Origin of the sequence: Castellaniella sp. (assembly GCF_034007085.1) — a bacterium.
Lineage (GTDB): Bacteria > Pseudomonadota > Gammaproteobacteria > Burkholderiales > Burkholderiaceae_B > Castellaniella.
Window position 1 is genome coordinate 26,616 of sequence record NZ_JAVERO010000007.1, and the last position, 15,466, is coordinate 42,081.

At 65.2% G+C, this 15,466-nt stretch carries 15 protein-coding genes and 2 pseudogenes; 8 read left to right on the top strand and 9 right to left on the bottom strand.

Annotated features, from left to right (window positions below):
• Positions 1-13: 13 nt before the first annotated feature.
• The 3 genes from trpC to RBR29_RS01605 are packed head-to-tail and all read right to left on the bottom strand — an operon-like array spanning position 14 to position 2,457.
• Positions 14-808 (bottom strand): indole-3-glycerol phosphate synthase TrpC, encoded by a 795-nt coding sequence (gene trpC, locus RBR29_RS01595; RefSeq protein ID WP_320346558.1) that lies wholly within the window; start codon positions 806-808, stop codon positions 14-16.
• On the bottom strand, positions 805-1,839 hold the full coding sequence (trpD, locus tag RBR29_RS01600; RefSeq protein ID WP_320346560.1) for an anthranilate phosphoribosyltransferase: 1,035 nt from the start codon (positions 1,837-1,839) through the stop codon (positions 805-807). The genes trpC and trpD overlap by 4 nt, the downstream gene beginning before the upstream one ends.
• A 51-nt stretch (positions 1,840-1,890) precedes the next feature.
• Positions 1,891-2,457 carry an aminodeoxychorismate/anthranilate synthase component II gene (locus tag RBR29_RS01605; RefSeq protein WP_320346562.1) on the bottom strand — a complete coding sequence of 189 codons (567 nt, stop codon included), beginning with the start codon at positions 2,455-2,457 and terminating at the stop codon, positions 1,891-1,893.
• A gap of 467 nt (positions 2,458-2,924) precedes the next feature.
• On the opposite strand from RBR29_RS01605, the gene lldR reads away from it, so the two are divergent.
• The 3 genes and pseudogenes from lldR to RBR29_RS01620 form a co-directional block, all read left to right on the top strand.
• The gene (gene lldR, locus RBR29_RS01610) at positions 2,925-3,698 is read left to right on the top strand and encodes a transcriptional regulator LldR (RefSeq protein WP_320346564.1); all 774 of its coding nucleotides are present in this window, start codon (positions 2,925-2,927) and stop codon (positions 3,696-3,698) included.
• Positions 3,695-4,831, top strand: a complete 1,137-nt coding sequence (gene lldD, locus RBR29_RS01615) for an FMN-dependent L-lactate dehydrogenase LldD (protein ID WP_320346566.1) — start codon at positions 3,695-3,697, stop codon at positions 4,829-4,831. The genes lldR and lldD overlap by 4 nt, the downstream gene beginning before the upstream one ends.
• Positions 4,832-4,849: 18 nt before the next feature.
• A pseudogene (locus RBR29_RS01620) lies at positions 4,850-5,077 on the top strand (DUF3363 domain-containing protein); the annotation flags it as partial.
• Between the two features lie 7 nt (positions 5,078-5,084).
• Here the strand turns inward: RBR29_RS01620 and RBR29_RS01625 are convergent.
• Entirely contained in the window at positions 5,085-6,017 is a 933-nt protein-coding gene (locus tag RBR29_RS01625) for a LysR family transcriptional regulator (protein ID WP_320346569.1), read from the bottom strand.
• Positions 6,018-6,123: 106 nt separating this feature from the next.
• Between RBR29_RS01625 and RBR29_RS01630 the strand changes: the two genes are divergently transcribed.
• Together RBR29_RS01630 and RBR29_RS01635 are read left to right on the top strand one after the other, a co-directional pair.
• Positions 6,124-6,309 carry a hypothetical protein gene (locus RBR29_RS01630; RefSeq protein WP_320346571.1) on the top strand — a complete coding sequence of 62 codons (186 nt, stop codon included), beginning with the start codon at positions 6,124-6,126 and terminating at the stop codon, positions 6,307-6,309.
• A gap of 62 nt (positions 6,310-6,371) precedes the next feature.
• Complete coding sequence (locus tag RBR29_RS01635; protein ID WP_320346573.1) at positions 6,372-7,103, top strand: DsbA family protein; 732 nt, start codon at positions 6,372-6,374, stop codon at positions 7,101-7,103.
• 38 nt (positions 7,104-7,141) lie between these two features.
• On the opposite strand, the gene trpE is transcribed toward RBR29_RS01635, so the two are convergent.
• The 3 genes from trpE to rpe form a co-directional block, all read right to left on the bottom strand.
• A complete protein-coding gene (trpE, locus tag RBR29_RS01640) occupies positions 7,142-8,662 on the bottom strand; it encodes an anthranilate synthase component I (protein ID WP_320346574.1) in 1,521 nt (506 codons plus the stop codon).
• A gap of 184 nt (positions 8,663-8,846) precedes the next feature.
• Positions 8,847-9,533, bottom strand: a complete 687-nt coding sequence (locus RBR29_RS01645; RefSeq protein WP_320346576.1) for a phosphoglycolate phosphatase — start codon at positions 9,531-9,533, stop codon at positions 8,847-8,849.
• Positions 9,534-9,649: 116 nt separating this feature from the next.
• A complete protein-coding gene (gene rpe, locus RBR29_RS01650; RefSeq protein ID WP_320346578.1) occupies positions 9,650-10,372 on the bottom strand; it encodes a ribulose-phosphate 3-epimerase in 723 nt (240 codons plus the stop codon).
• Between the two features lie 80 nt (positions 10,373-10,452).
• Here rpe and RBR29_RS01655 point away from each other — a divergent pair, with 80 nt between their 5' ends.
• The 3 genes from RBR29_RS01655 (at position 10,453) to RBR29_RS01665 (ending at position 13,885) form a co-directional block, all read left to right on the top strand.
• Positions 10,453-11,733, top strand: a complete 1,281-nt coding sequence (locus RBR29_RS01655; protein ID WP_320346579.1) for a murein transglycosylase A — start codon at positions 10,453-10,455, stop codon at positions 11,731-11,733.
• Positions 11,734-11,816: 83 nt separating this feature from the next.
• Positions 11,817-13,004: an FAD-dependent monooxygenase gene (locus RBR29_RS01660; protein WP_320346581.1), complete on the top strand. Its 1,188-nt coding sequence runs from the start codon at positions 11,817-11,819 to the stop codon at positions 13,002-13,004.
• A 29-nt stretch (positions 13,005-13,033) separates the two neighbouring features.
• Positions 13,034-13,885: a DsbC family protein gene (locus RBR29_RS01665; protein ID WP_320346583.1), complete on the top strand. Its 852-nt coding sequence runs from the start codon at positions 13,034-13,036 to the stop codon at positions 13,883-13,885.
• 15 nt (positions 13,886-13,900) lie between these two features.
• Here RBR29_RS01665 and RBR29_RS01670 read toward each other — a convergent pair whose 3' ends face one another.
• Positions 13,901-15,037, bottom strand: a complete 1,137-nt coding sequence (locus RBR29_RS01670) for an ABC transporter substrate-binding protein (RefSeq protein WP_320346585.1) — start codon at positions 15,035-15,037, stop codon at positions 13,901-13,903.
• A 175-nt stretch (positions 15,038-15,212) separates the two neighbouring features.
• Positions 15,213-15,466, bottom strand: a pseudogene (locus RBR29_RS01675) (hypothetical protein); the annotation flags it as partial.

Consider the following 15,466-nt stretch of genomic DNA (forward strand, 5'->3'; position numbering starts at 1 on the left):
GGGCGGCGCGGGGTCAGCGGGCAAAGAACAGTTCGTGCAGGGCAGCGCCCGGATCCGGCGCACGCATGAAGGCCTCGCCGACCAGGAATGCCTGGACGCCGTGTGCGCGCATGCGATCGACGTCCTCGGGCAGCAGAATGCCGCTTTCAGTCACGACCCGTTTGCCTGCGGGCAGGTCCTTCAGCATCGACAGGGTGGTTTCCAGGCGCGTTTCGAAGGTACGCAGATTCCGGTTGTTGATGCCGATCAGCGGTGTGTCCAGGGCCAGGGCGGCATCCAGTTCTGTGTGATCGTGGACTTCGACCAGCACGTCCATGCCCAGGTCGGTGGCGACGGTTTCCAGTTCGCGCAGCTGGGTAGGCGACAGGGCGGCGGCAATCAGCAGCACGCAGTCAGCCCCCAGCGCCCGGGCCTGGATGACCTGATAGGGATCGATCAGGAAATCCTTGCGCAGCACGGGCAGGCTGCAGGCCGCGCGCGCCTGGCGCAGATGATCGGACCCCCCCTGGAAATACTGCACGTCAGTCAGGACCGACAGGCAGGCAGCGCCATGGCAGGCGTAGCTGGTGGCGATGTCCACCGGGCGGAAGTCCTCGCGGATCACGCCCTTGGAGGGGGATGCTTTTTTGATTTCCGCGATCACGGCGGGTTTGCCCTGGGCGATCCGGTCTTCGATGGCGCGTGCGAAGCCGCGGATGTCCTGGCGGCTCTGGGCTTCGCGCAGGACTTCGGATTCGCTGCGCATCTGCCGCGCGGTGGCTACTTCGGCGCGCTTGGTATCCAGGATTCTGGCCAGGATGTCGTTCATGCGGAAAACCTTTGCGTGTATTGGCGGAATTGTTCCAGCTTGTCGCGCGCGGCGCCCGAGGCAATGAGTTCGAATGCCTGGCGGATGCCGGCGTCGATCGAGTCGGCGCGCTGGCCAGCGTACAGTGCCAGGCCGGCGTTCAGGGCGACGATGTCGCGGGCCGTGCCGGCCGTGTTGTTCAGCGCGGCGCGCACCAGTTGCGCGGATTCGTCGCGGTTGGCGACCTTGATGCTGCGATTGGACACCATGGCCATGCCGAAATCTTCGGGATGGATCTCGTATTCGCGGACTTCGTCGTCCTTCAGTTCGCCCACCAGGGTGGCGGCGCCCAGAGAAGCCTCGTCCATGCCGTCCTTGCCGTGCACGATCAGCACGTGGCGCGACCCCAGGCGTTGCAGCACGCGCACCAGGATACCGACCAGATCAGGGTGGAACACCCCCATGAGCTGATTGGCGGCGCCGGCCGGATTGGTCAGCGGGCCCAGGATGTTGAAGATCGTGCGTACGCCCAGTTCGCGGCGCACGGCGGCGACGTTTTTCATGGCACCGTGGTGTGCTGGAGCGAACATGAAGCCGATGCCGGTGGCCTCGATGGATTCGGCGACCTGGGCCGGCGTGGCGGTCAGCCGCACGCCCAGGGCTTCCAGGACGTCGGCGCTGCCCGACGAGGACGAGGCGCTGCGGTTGCCGTGCTTGGCAATCTTGACCCCGCCTGCGGCGGCGACGAACATGGCGGCGGTCGAAATGTTGAAGGTGTGGGATCCGTCCCCGCCCGTGCCGCACATGTCGAGCAGTTCTTCGGGGTAAGGGGTGTCGACGCCCAGGGCGAATTCGCGCATGACCTGGGCGGCGGCCGTGATTTCACCGACGGTTTCCTTTTTGACGCGCAGGCCCATCAGCAGGGCGCTGGCCAACTGGGGGGGCATTTCCCCGCGCATCAGCATGCGCATCAGTTCCAGCATTTCGTCGTGGAAGATTTCCCGGTGCTCGATGCAGCGGGCCAGGGCCTCGGTTGGGGTAATGGGCGGCATGTGGATGATTCCTTCTGTCTTCGTGTCTGTCGGATGGCCTGTTCGAGGGCGTCAGAGTTCCAGGAAATTGCGCAGCAGCGCGTGACCGTGTTCGCTGAGCACGGATTCCGGGTGGAACTGCACGCCGTAGACGGGCAGGGACTTGTGGGCAACACCCATGATCTCGCCGTCGGCAGTCTCGGCCGTGATCTCCAGGCAGTCAGGCAGCGAGCCGCGTTCGATGGCCAGGGAATGATAGCGAGTGACGGTGTACGGCGAGGGCAGCCCGGCGAAGACGTCGGTGCCCCGGTGCGTGATCGGCGAGACCTTGCCGTGCATGATTTCCTGGGCGCGCACGATGCGGCCGCCATAGGCGGCGCCGATGGCCTGGTGCCCAAGGCAGACGCCCAGGATGGGTTTCTTGCCGGCGAAATGCCGGATCAGTTCGATGGAAATGCCGGCCTCGGCCGGTGAGCATGGCCCTGGGGACACGCAGATGCGGTCCGGGTCGATCGCCTCGATTCCGGCGAGATCGATCTGGTCATTGCGCACGACCTGGACCTGGGCGCCCAGTTCGCCGAAATACTGCACCAGGTTGTAGGTGAAGGAATCGTAATTGTCCAGCATCAGCAGCTTCATGATCGGGTCGTCCTGGTCAGAGTCGGGAAACGAGCGCGCAGGCGGGGGCGTGCTGCGGAAGCCGGAGAATGTGGCAGGGGAATGATGATACGGACATGGTCTTCCTTGGAGTCAGGAGCCGCCGCACCGGAGACAGATTCGCTGGGACCATGCCTGCCAGAACGGCGGCAAGGTGCGATGAATCACGCATGAGGATGCCGCCCCTAGGAGGAGCGCCACCAGAACGAAGCGTGTACGGTCGCATGTGAAATCATGGCAAGCATTCTACTGTGCGCCCGGGGCGCTGTCGAGCGGGGTAAATACCGAGAGAGTCGAATCTCTGGCGTTTGCTGGAATATTGGCCTGAACAGATTTGATAGGTCATACCATTATCCGGATTGATTCATAGAGGATCTGTTCTCTATAATGCCGAAACCATCCGCTATCCGGATAATTGGCCAGACCATTAAGCAGGCATCTGATTGAGCATGCGCCTTTCCGACCGGATCGCAGAACAGATCCAGGCCCTGATCGACGAACAGGGACTCAAGCCCGGCGACCGCCTGCCGGCCGAGCGCCGGCTGGCCGAGGATCTGGGGGTTTCGCGGCCTTCGATCCGCGAGGCCATCCGCCAGCTGGCCAGCCAGGGGCTGTTGCGCAGCCGCCAGGGTGGTGGCACCTATGTCCAGCATGTCCATGCGGACTCCGTCTCGGTGGGTACCTGGCCCGAACGGCACCTGGTGCGTCCGTTGGACGAACTGGTGTCCGATGACCCCGAGTACCGCTACGATGTGCTGGAGGCCCGCCATGCGCTGGAAGGCGGCACGGCCTGGCATGCCGCCTTGCGCGCGACGGCGCAGGATCGACGGGAGATTCTGCGCCGTTTCGAGGACATGGTGCGTTTCCAGGGCCGCCATGATGCGGATCTGTCGGCGCAGGCCGACGCCCGCTTCCATCTGGCCATCGCCGAAGCGTCCCACAATGCGGTGTTGCTGCAGATGATGCGTGGTGTATTCGAACTGCTGCGTGCCACGGTCACCGAAAATCGCCAGCGGATGTACCTGATCCAGCATACCCAGGATCAGCTGACGGCCCAGCATCAGGCGCTGATGGAAGCCATCCTGCGTGGCGATGCTGAAACCGCCCGGGCAACGGTCTGGCGCCACATCGAGTTTGTACACGGCAGTGTGCGCGGACTTGACGAAGATGAAGCCCGTCGCGCGCGTGTTTCCCGCCTGCCTCCTTTCACAGCGCTATCATGATCATTTCCGCATCTACCGATTACCGCGAAGCCGCCCGGCGGCGGCTGCCCCCTTTTCTGTTCCATTACGGCGACGGCGGGGCGTACGCCGAATCCACCCTGCGGCGCAATGTCAGCGACCTGGCGGACGTGGCGCTGCGCCAGCGGGTGTTGAATGACATGTCCAAGTTGGACCTGTCCACACGGCTGTTCAATGAATCCCTGTCCATGCCGGTTGCTTTGGCGCCAGTGGGCCTGACGGGGATGTACGCCCGCCGAGGCGAGGTCCAGGCGGCACGGGCCGCGGATCGCAAGGGCATCCCCTATACCCTGTCCACCGTGTCGGTCTGCCCTATCGAGGAAGTCGCGCCCGGGATCAGCCGGCCCATGTGGTTCCAGCTGTATGTGCTGAAGGACCGGGGTTTCATGAAAAGCGTGCTGGAACGCGCCCAGGCGGCTGGGGTCTCGACGCTGGTGTTCACCGTGGACATGCCGGTACCGGGCGCGCGCTACCGCGATGCCCACGCGGGGATGAGCGGCCCGTACGCCGCCTTGCGCCGCTATGTCCAGGCCGTGCTGCATCCACGCTGGGCCTGGGATGTGGGCCTGTGGGGGCGGCCGCACGATCTGGGCAATGTCTCCAGGTACCTGGGCAAGCCGACCGGGCTGGAGGACTACATCGGCTGGCTGGGCGCCAACTTCGATCCTTCGATTTCCTGGAAGGATCTGCAGTGGATCCGCGATTTCTGGCAGGGACCGATGGTCATCAAGGGCATTCTGGACCCGGACGATGCGCGCGAGGCGGTGCGTTTCGGGGCCGACGGCATCGTGGTGTCCAATCACGGCGGGCGGCAACTGGACGGGGTGCTGTCCACGGCCCGCGCCCTGCCGGCGATCGCCGATGCGGTCAAGGGCGATATCACGCTGCTGGCGGATTCGGGGATTCGTACCGGCCTGGACGTAGTGCGCATGCTGGCGCTGGGCGCGGATACCGTGCTGCTGGGCCGCGCCTGGCTGTATGCCTTGGCGACAGACGGCGAGGCGGGGGTCGCCAATCTGCTGGATCTGATCGAAAAGGAAATGCGCGTGGCCATGACGCTGACCGGCGCGCGCACCGTTGCCGACATCACGCGGGATTTGCTGGTGCGTGGCTGAATGCCTGAATGCCGCCGCACTGGTCTTGGGCATCCGCCCGGTACCGATGGTCAGCGTGTGGCAGGCATCTACCGGTGCTCCGTCATGTTCGCCAGCGGTCGCTACGTGATGCTGGACGACGGCATGGGATTCAGCCTGGTGCCGTGGCGGCCGGTGATCGAACTGCGGCTGGAGCAGCAGTTCGCCGTGCGCAGTGCTGGCGTGTCGTGGGGAATTGGGCGCACACGCGGGCCATCAATCGGATGAGCGCCGCCTACAGGCTCGCTGCCAGTTCCTGGGGCGTCATCCACACGTTTTGGCTGCCTTGCATCAATTTCAGCGCCCATTCAACGAAGACGCGAACCCGAACTGAAAGCTGCTTGTTGCTGGGGTAGATGATGTGAATGGGACGGGCAGGGAAAGACCAGTGCGGAAGTACCGGCACCAGCTTACCGGCGCGTACCCAGCTTTCGACCGCGAACGGCGAGCCCGGACAGATGCCGCTGCCGGTCATGCATGCCGCAATCGCCACGTCCGGATCATCGAACTGCAAGCCGTCCGCCGCAGACAGGTCGAACGCATCCGAGGCCGCCTCCAGCCGCCAGGCAAAGGGATGGCGTTGCCCGCTGAACCACGAGAGCAGGCGATGGCGGGCCAGTTCTCGAGGATGATGCAGCGGGCCTTCCGCTTCGAGATAGGCCGGGGCGGCATAGAGTCCGAAACGAACGTCGCAGACGTGGCGTGCGATCAGACTCGAATCCTCCAGGGGGCCACCACGGATCGCAACGTCGATGCCTTCCTCCAGCAGATGGCTGATGCGATCATTGCTACCCAGCCGGACCAAGAGGTCGGGATAGAGCGCCTTGAATTCATATAGGCGCGGCGCGATCACCCAGCGTGCGACGGACACCAGCACCTCGATCCGTAGCCGGCCCCGTGGTTGCACCGTGCAGTTCTTGAGTGCCCCTTCCAGTTCGTCGATCTCTTGGAGAATGGCCTGGCAGCGTTCGTAATAGGCTTGCCCGTCCTCGGTCAAGCTCAAGGCCCGGGTTGTTCGATGAAGCAAGCGTACGTCCAGGTGGCGCTCCAGGTCGGACACTCGCTGGGACACGCGCGCCTTGGGCAACGCCAGCACGTCTGCCGCCTTCGTGAAGCTGCCAGCCTCCACTACTGTGGCGAAGGTCGCCATCGCCGAGAGTTTGTCCATTCGATTGTTCAATTAAATTGAACTGAGAGTCATTATTTCAAGTATATATCTCTGTTTCAATAATAAATAAACTTTACCTCGCACCCCATCCAACCGAGTTGATGACATGCTCAAATCCCTGGCAACCGCTGTCGTGCTGTCCCTGACCGTTCTTGGCGGCGTTCAAGCGCAAGCGCAATTCATGGCGTCCAAGGTGCCGATCACGCTCACCAACCGTCAGGTCTACCAGGCCGACGGTACCTGGGCCCATGCCATCGACAACCCGTTCGGCATCGCACAGCCGGCGCAATGATCCGGCCATCCCCCCATCGGCTTGCCGATACTCCCCTTCAACCCGACACGAGACATTCGACCATGATTCACTGCGATCCCATCACCGGCGCCTGCCTTCTGCCCGAGCAGGACAAACCGGTCGTTCCTGTACCGCCGGCGAAGCGCAGCGGATGGGCGGTGCACTACGTTGGCGATCCGATGTGTTCGTGGTGCTGGGGCATTTCACCCACCGTTGGCGAAGTCGCCGCCTTCTGCGCCGCTGCGGGCATCGAATTCTTAGTGACGGTTGGCGGCTTGCGCGCCGGCGGAGGCGACCCATGGAACGAAAAGTTCAAGGCGTTCCTGCGCACGGAGTGGAATCACATTGCCGAAGTCACCGGGCAGCCGTTCGGCTGCACCTTGCTGGATCTGCCGCAGTTCGACTACGACACCGAGCCTGCGTGCCGGGCGGTCGCGGCCATCAAGTTGCTCCAAGCCAGGGACTCGCTCGATGCCTCGACTGTGCTGAAGTTCTTCTCTGCGGTACAGCGCAAGTTCTATGTCGAGGGGGAAGACCCCAAGGCCACGGATTTCTACCGGGACATCTGCGCGGGCCTCGGCCTCGATTTCGACATATTTCACAGCCTGTTCGAGTCAGCCGAAGCCCGGCAGGCAGTGCGGCAGGAGTTCGTGCGCTGTCGCCAATGGGGCGTGCGTTCCTTCCCGACTCTGCTGCTGGAGCAGGGCCAGGATGTCACGCCGCTTGCCGTGGGCTTTGTCACCACGGAACAAGTGATCGCCAAGCTGCGCCAGGCGATCACGGCTGCAGGGTAATCCCCCTTTTTGCCTTGGGGCCGCCCCAAGGCAAACATTCAGATCGGCTCGTCCAGCCCGAATTGCACCTGTTCGGCCGCGCGCAGCAGAGCGCGGGCCTTGGCCTCGGTTTCCTGCCATTCCTTTTCGGGGTCCGAATCGGCGACGATGCCGGCGGCGGCCTGCACATACAGCATGCCGTCGCGGATGATGCCGGTACGGATGGCGATGGCCAGGTCCATTTCGCCGCCGTAGCTCATGTAGCCGGCGGCGCCGCCGTAGATGCCGCGCTGGACGGGTTCGAGTTCATCGATGATTTCCATGGCGCGGACCTTGGGCGCGCCGGTCAGCGTGCCGGCCGGGAAGGTTGCGCGCAGCACGTCGATGTTGCTCATGCCGTCGTTCAGTTCGCCGCGCACGTTGGACACCAGGTGCATGACGTGGGAATAGCGTTCGATGGCCATGGTGTCGGTGACTTCGACCGTGCCGGGCTTGGACACGCGGCCGATGTCGTTGCGCGCCAGGTCGATCAGCATGACATGCTCGGCGCGTTCTTTCGGGTCGGCCAGCAGTTCCTGTTCCAGGCGCAGGTCTTCGTCCTGGGTGGCGCCGCGCTTGCGCGTGCCGGCCAGGGGGCGGATGGTGACCATTTCGCGGATGCGACCGTCCTCGAATTCACGGTCCTGACGCACCAGGATCTCGGGCGAGGCACCCACGATGTGGAAGGTGTCGAAATTCCAGTAGTACATGTAGGGCGAGGGGTTCAGGGACCGCAGCGCCCGGTACAGCGACAGGGGGGAGTCACGGAAAGGCTTGGCGATCACCTGGCCGATCTGGACCTGCATCAGGTCGCCGGCCGCGATGTAGTCCTTGGCCTTGCGCACGGCGGCCAGGTAGTCGTCTTTCTTGAAGTCGCGTTCCGTGGGCGTTTGCATGCTGGCGTAGGCATAGGGGATGACCACGGGTGTGCGCAGTTTTTCGCGCAGGGCCTTGAGGCGACGGCGGGCCAGGGAATAGGCTTCTGGTTGCTGGGGATCGGCGTAGACGATCAGGTAGGTGCGACCCGCCAGGTTGTCCACGATGACGAGTTCGTCGATCTGCAGCAGCATGATGTCGGGTGTGCCCGGCTGCTGGCCTGCCGGACGTGGTTTGACGCAGGGGCCCAGGCGCGGTTCGATGTGGCGCACGGTGTCGTAGCCGAAATAGCCCGCCAGGCCGCCGGCAAAGCGCGGCATGCCGGGGCGCAGGGCCACCCGGAAACGTTTCTGGAAGGACTCGATGAAGGCCAGGGGATCGCCTTCGTGGGTTTCCACGACCTGGCCGCGCGTCACGACTTCGGTCGTGGTGCCGGTCGCACGGATCAGGGTCTTGGCCGGCAGGCCGATGAAGGAATAGCGGCCGAAGCGTTCGCCGCCGACGACCGATTCCATCAGGCAGCTGTTGCGCCCGGCTTCCGGCCCCGCATGGGCCAGTTTCAGGTAGATCGCCAGCGGTGTATCCAGGTCGGCATAGGTTTCCGCGATCAGCGGGATCCGGTTGTAGCCTTGGGCGGCCAGTGCGTTGAATTCGATTTCCGTCATGGTGGTCTCTGGGTAGAAGAAGGGGACCGGGACAGAATTGAAACAACCCGGCCGATCAAGGGTCCGGGTTGCGGAGGCGGGCGGCGCGGGTAGGCCCGCGCGCCGGGTGACCGTGACTACCCGGAACAAAGACACCACCAGCGCCAATAGGCGCCAGTGGTGATCGGGTAGTAGCGGATGGTGTTCATGCAGGTTCGGTCTGGGGGTTCGTGCCGGCGGCCCATTGGGCTGCCTCGACGAGGGACTCAACTATAGCATCCACCGGCAGGCTCTGCACGGGCCGGCCTTCGTTGTAGCCATAGGGCAGGGCCAGCACGCGCATGCCGGCGGCCTTGGCCGCCTGGGCGTCGTTGATCGAATCGCCGATGAACAGGGCCTGGTCGGGCGTGATGCCCAGCAGTTCACAGGCGTGGAACAGCGGCATCGGATCCGGTTTCTTGCGTGCGCAGGTGTCGCCGCAGACGACGACCTCGAAGTAGGCGTCCAGGCCCGTCTGGCGCAGCAGGGGGGTGGTGAATTCGGTGCCCTTGTTGGTGACCACCGCCAGGCGGGCCCCCTGGGCGCGGAAGGCCTGCAGGCCAGCCAGCACGCCGGGGTACAGGCGGCTGCGCTGGCCGTTCAGGGCGCGGTAGTGATCCTGGTAGCGGGCCAGGCCGCGCATGACCATGTCCACGCTGGCTGGGCTGCCCTCGTGGCCCAGGGCGCGAATGACCAGTTGTTCCACGCCTTTGCCGATGTAGGTGGCGATGATGTCTTCGGCGATCGGTGCCAGGCCCATGTCCTGGCGCATGGCATTGGCAGCGTCCGCCAGGTCGGGCAGGGTGTCCAGCAAGGTGCCGTCCAGGTCGAGCAGAATTCCGGAAAATTGCATGGTGTTGCGTGCTGGAAAAAGCAGCCGAATGGGATCGGCAGCCGAGTGAGTCATGGGTGCCGGCTTCGGCTGGCCGCCATCGTATCATCAAACATGCCAGCCCGATTCGTGACAGATCACGAATGCCTGGCGGTCGTTGCGCGGCGCTGGGCATCCCCCTGGTCGATACCGTGGCGCAGGGCCGCGATCACGCGGGCATAGTCCGGCTGGCCGAACACGGCCGAGCCCGCGACGAAGACATCGGCTCCGGCGGCGCGGATGGCGGCGATGTTGTCGATCTTGACCCCGCCATCGACCTCCAGATCGATGGCCTGGCCGCCTTCGGCTTGCCAATGGTCGATGCGGGTGCGGACCTGGGCGAGCTTGTCCAGTGTATGCGGGATGAAGGACTGCCCCCCGAAGCCGGGGTTGACCGACATCAGCAGAATCAGATCGAGGCGTTCCATGACGTGGTCCAGCCATTCCAGCGGCGTGGCCGGGTTGAGCACCAGGCCGGCCCGGCAACCGTGGTCGCGGATCAGGGCCAGGGTCCGGTCGACGTGGCGCGAGGCTTCCGGGTGGAAGCTGATGATGTCCGCGCCGGCCTTGGCGAAGGCGGGCACGAGCGCATCGACGGGCTCGACCATCAGGTGAACGTCGATGGGGGCCGTGGTGTGGGGCCGCAGGGCTGCGCACACCATGGGACCCATGGTCAGGTTGGGCACGTAGTGGTTGTCCATGACGTCGAAATGGATCCAATCGGCGCCTGCGGCCACCACGGTGGCGACTTCTTCGCCCAGGCGGGCGAAATCGGCGGACAGCAGACTGGGGGCGATTCGGGCGGCGGGCAGTTCGGTCATGGCGAAAGAGGGTCCGGATATGTCATGATGACGGTTTTGCAGCCCACATTCTAGTGCACCCCCGGGTGCCGCAAGCAGGCATGAAAATCCATTGGTTGTCCGTTGCTGCGCTGGTCGCCCTGAGCGCCTGTTCCTCGGTTCCCCTCGAAGAACCTGCCCCAGGCGACGGGGCCGGGGCGCCGCTGTCGCTCGAACAGCCCTTGTCCGTGCCACCACTGTCGGCGCTGCCCGAAACGCCTGTGCGGCCTTTGCACGGCCGCTACACGGCGGTGTCCTGGGGCAGTGTGCCGGGCTGGGCAGATGATGATCTGGGCCATGTCTGGAAGGCATTGCTGAATGATTGCCGGGGGCTGATGCGGCCCGTGTCGGGCTCGTTGGCGTTGCCGGCTCGGGCAGCGCCCAGGGCCTGGCAGCCAGTCTGCCGGGCGGCGGTGCAGTCTGGTCTGGGTCCCCAGGCCGGTGGCCTGGCCGTGCGCCAGTTCCTGCAGGAACAATTGCGCCCCTGGCGACTGGACGATGCTTCCGGGCAGGCGGCCGCCGGCACGGTGACGGGCTATTACGAACCGCTCATCCGGGCGTCGCGCGTGCGCCAAGGAGCCTATCAATGGCCGCTCTATGCCACGCCGGATGACCTGTTGACCATCGACCTGGGGGCGGTCTATCCGGAACTGGCCGGCAAGCGGGTGCGCGGCAAACTCGAAGGCCGCCGGGTCGTGCCCTACGATACACGGGCGCAGATCGCAGCCGATCCCGACCGCCAGCCGGCCGTCATCGTCTGGGCGGACGATCCCGTCGAGGCGTTCTTCCTGCAGATCCAGGGTTCGGGGCGGGCCATCCTGCCCGACGGCGGGGTTCTGCGGCTGGCTTATGCAGATCATAATGGCCGACCGTATGCCTCCATTGGCCAGTGGTTGGCCCGCCAGGGCGAAATGCCGCTTGCCCGGACATCCATGCAGAACATCAAGGCCTGGGCGCGCGCGCATCCGGACCGCGTCACGGAACTGCTGAACGTGAATCCTGCCATGGTGTTCTTCCGCGAGGAACCCATCGTCGATCCGGAACTCGGCCCCCGAGGCGCCTACGGGGTGCCGTTGATGCCGCAGCGGTCGATTGCCGTGGACCCGGCCTACGTGCCGCTGGGTACGCCGGTATTCCTGGATGTGGGCCCCCAAGGGGGGGCGGCGCCGTTGCGGCGGTTGGTGTTCGCCCAGGACACGGGGGCTGCGATCAAGGGGGCTGCACGGGCCGACTTCTACTGGGGGACGGGCGAAGCCGCTGGCGCACGCGCTGGCCGCATGAAGCAGTCGGGCCGCATGTGGCTATTGTGGCCTGCGCGTGCGGGGGCGCCGTCGGCGCGGTGAGGCTGCTGGTGGCATGGCTGAAACCGGATTTTCTCTTGGCCTGAAACAATGCGCGCGGCGGTGCCGCGCGGTAGGATGAGTGCATGAAAAATCAGGAATCCATACTGGTCTGCGGCACCGGCATTGCAGGCCTGGCGTGTGCATTGGGGCTGGCGCGGGCAGGGCTGCCCGCCGCCCTGCTGGGGCCGCGCCAGATGCCGGCGGTGCGGGGGGCCGATGACTACCATCCGCGTGTCTACGCGATTTCACCTGCCAGCCGCGCCCTGCTCGATCGCCTGGGTGCCTGGCGGCTGATGGATGCGCGTCGCGTCACGGCTGTCGAGGCCATGGAAATCCAGGGGGATGCCGATGGCCGACTGGATCTGTCAGCCTGGCAGGACGCACGCGATTCCCTGGCCTGGATCGTCGAATCCGGTGAACTTGAACGCGCGCTCCAGCAGGCCGTCCAGGTCATGGGCATTGTCTGGCACGAGGATCGTTTCCAGTCCTTGGAATTCCGCGCGGCGGGCGTGCGGGTGACGACCAGCCAGGGCCGTGTGCTGGACGCCGCATTGCTGGTGGGCGCGGATGGTGCCCGGTCCCCGGTGCGGCAGGCGGCCGGCATTGAACACCACTACACGCCGTATGGCGACATGGGGGTCGTCGCGCATCTGGACATCGGCCTGCCGCACCAGCACCGTGCCTGTCAGTGGTTCACGGGCGACAGTGTGTTCGCTTTGTTGCCGATGCCGGATACGGCGGATGGACCCCAGGCATCCCTGGTGTGGTCGATGCACGAAGGCCAGGCACAAAAATGGCTGGCGATGGATGCCGATGCCCAGCAGGCGTTTTTTGCCGCGCATGCGCGCGCCATCACGGGTGATCGCCTGGGGCATCTGCGCTTGCGCACGCGCCCCCAGGGTTTCCCATTGACGCTGGAACGCAGCGCCATGATTGCCCCGGGCGTTGCCCTGGTGGGGGATGCCGCGCATCGGGTCCATCCGTTGGCCGGACAGGGCCTGAACCTGGGGCTGGGCGACGTGCAGGATCTGCTGGATGTCCTGCAGGCGCGCGGTCCCCATCGCGCGCCGGGCGATCCGCGCGTCCTGGCGCGCTATCGTCGCCGTCGGGCCGAACCGGTCTGGGCCATGGGGCTGGTCACGGACGGCCTGCATCGTTTGTTTGGGGCCTCGAATGCCCCGATGGCCTGGGCCCGCAACCAGGGCATGCGCATCGTCGATGGCCTGCCTTTCCTGAAACGCCGCCTGATCCGGGCGGCCGCCGGCGACTGAATGCCGGTGTGTTTTTCCAAGGTATACACATGAAACCTTCTTTGATCCTGGCCGCGTTGCTGTTGTGCGGCGGCAGTCTGTCCGCCCTGGCACAGCCTGCGGGTGATCGGGTGCTGAGCACCCAGCCATCGGCCCAGGCGGCACCGGCCAATGCGTCAGCGCCAGCGCGTGCCGACACGGCGGACCGTGTGCTGTCCACGGCACCTGTCCAGGCCGATTCGGCTGCCGCCGTCACCCGGACCTTTGAGCAACGCTTTCCCGGAATTCATGTGGACGCCGTCCGGGTGACGCCCATGAACGGGATCTTCGAGGTCCAGGTCGGCATGGATCTGTTGTACACCGATGCCCAGGTGGATTATGTGCTGCAGGGGTCGATGATCGATGCGCATGCGCGCCGCGACCTGACGGCCGAACGGCTCGAATCCCTGCAGCAGGTGGCGTTCGACAGCCTGCCGCTGGACCAGGCGATCAAGCAGGTCAAGGGGACTGGCGCGCGTAAGATCGCCGTGTTCGAGGATCCCAACTGCGGCTATTGCAAGCAGTTGCACCGGACGCTGGAAGACGTCGATGACATCACAGTCTATACCTTTCTGTTTCCGATCCTGACGCCGGATTCCACCACCCGCTCGCGTGACATCTGGTGTGCTGCCGATCGCGCCAAGGCCTGGAAGGCCTGGATGCTGGACGGCCAGGACCCGGCCAAGGCCGAATGCGACACGCCGATCCAGGCCAATCTGGCCCTGGGGCGCCAGCTGAATGTGCGCGGCACGCCGGCGCTGTTCTTCGCCGATGGATCTCGCATCAACGGCGCGCTGCCGCTGAAGGCACTGGAAAAGAAACTGAACGAACTCGAAAAGCCTGGGACTGTCCCTGCGGACTGATCCCAGGCGGGCGCACTATTCCAGCAGCTTCCAGGCGCCGTCCCGGACGGTGATGAGTTCACGGCCACGCTGGTCGAAGCCGCTGTGGTCTTCGGGCGTCATGGTGTAGACCCCCTGGGTGGCGACCAGTTCGTGCGTCTGTTCCAGGGCATCGCGCAGGGCACGGCGGAATTCCGCCGTGCCTGGCTTGGCGGATTCCAGGGCGACCGGAATGGCGTGTTGCAGCAGCAGGCCGGCATCGTAGACGTTGGCCCCGAAAGTCGCTGGTTTTTCGCCGTACATGGCCTGGTAGCGCTGGATGTAGTCCTGGACGATGGGTTTGGACGGATTGCTGTCGGGGATTTCGGGCAGTACCAGCATCAGGCTGGCGGCCAGGATGGTGCCATCCGCCGACTTGCCGGCGAACTTCAGGAAAGCAGGCAGGGCGGCGCCATGGGTCTGGTAATAGCGACCCTTGTAGCCCTGTTGCGCCAGCGTGGTCTGCGGCAGGGCGGCTGCGCCGCCGGTGCCGGCGATCAGGATGGCGTCTGGCCTGGCCGCCAGCAGTTTCAGGGCCTGGCCGGTCACGGAACTGTCGGTGCGCTGGTAGCGTTCGACCACAGTCAATTCCAGGCCCTGGTCCTTGGCCATGCGGCTGAAGACCTGGTACCAGTCGTCGCCGTAGGCGTCGGCAAAACCGATGAACCCGACAGTCTTGATGCCGCGTTTGAGCATGTCCTGGATCAGGGCCTGGGCGATGATGTCGGTATTCTGGGTGGTCTTGAAGGCCCATTTTTTTTGTTCGGTCATGGGCAGCACGACCGAGGCCGCGCCCACGGGAGCCAGCATCGGGGTGCCGGATTCGGCGGCGAATTGCAGCACGCTCATGGCGTTGGGCGATCCGGTGGGGCCGATCAAGGCGTCCACGTGCGCTTCACTGATCAGTTTCTTGAAAGCCGTGACCGTCTGCGTCGGGTCGCTGGCGTCGTCCAGGGTGATGTATTCGATGGTCTGGTCGCCTGCCTGGGTCGGCAGCAGCGGGACGGTGTTCTTCTGGGGGATGCCGACCAGGGCCGTCGGGCCGGTGGCGGACACGACCACCCCGACTTTCACTTGGGCATGGGCGAGGCATGGGACGGCCAGGGCGGCCATCAGGACCGCACCGGGAAACATCTGAATCAGTCGTGTGGAAAGCGGATGCACGCGTCGCGAGGACGGGTTCAGCGGCCCCCTTGGGATGTGGGTGATCACAGCGGATGTCTCCTGGACGAATTGGAACGGCCTGCAGGCCGCGAGGGGGTGCAAGCCGAGAGGGAGGTTGCTAGGGAACCTCTGAATCAGAGGTTCCCTAGAATTCGGTCCATTCCTCGGTGTCGGCCGAGGCCGGGGCTGGCTTGCCGGGCGCGCGCAGGGCCGGCTTGGCGGTGGTGGCGCGGGGGGCTGGCGCGTCGGCCGGGGCGCTGTGGCGCGGACGTTGCGGAGCGGGGCTGACGACTTTTTCCGGGGCCGAGGGCAGGCGCGCAGGTTGTGCCGGACGCGCGGCGCCGGTGTCCGCGCCCGCCGAGGCGGCAGCGCTGGCGTGCGCACGGGCCTGATCCCTGG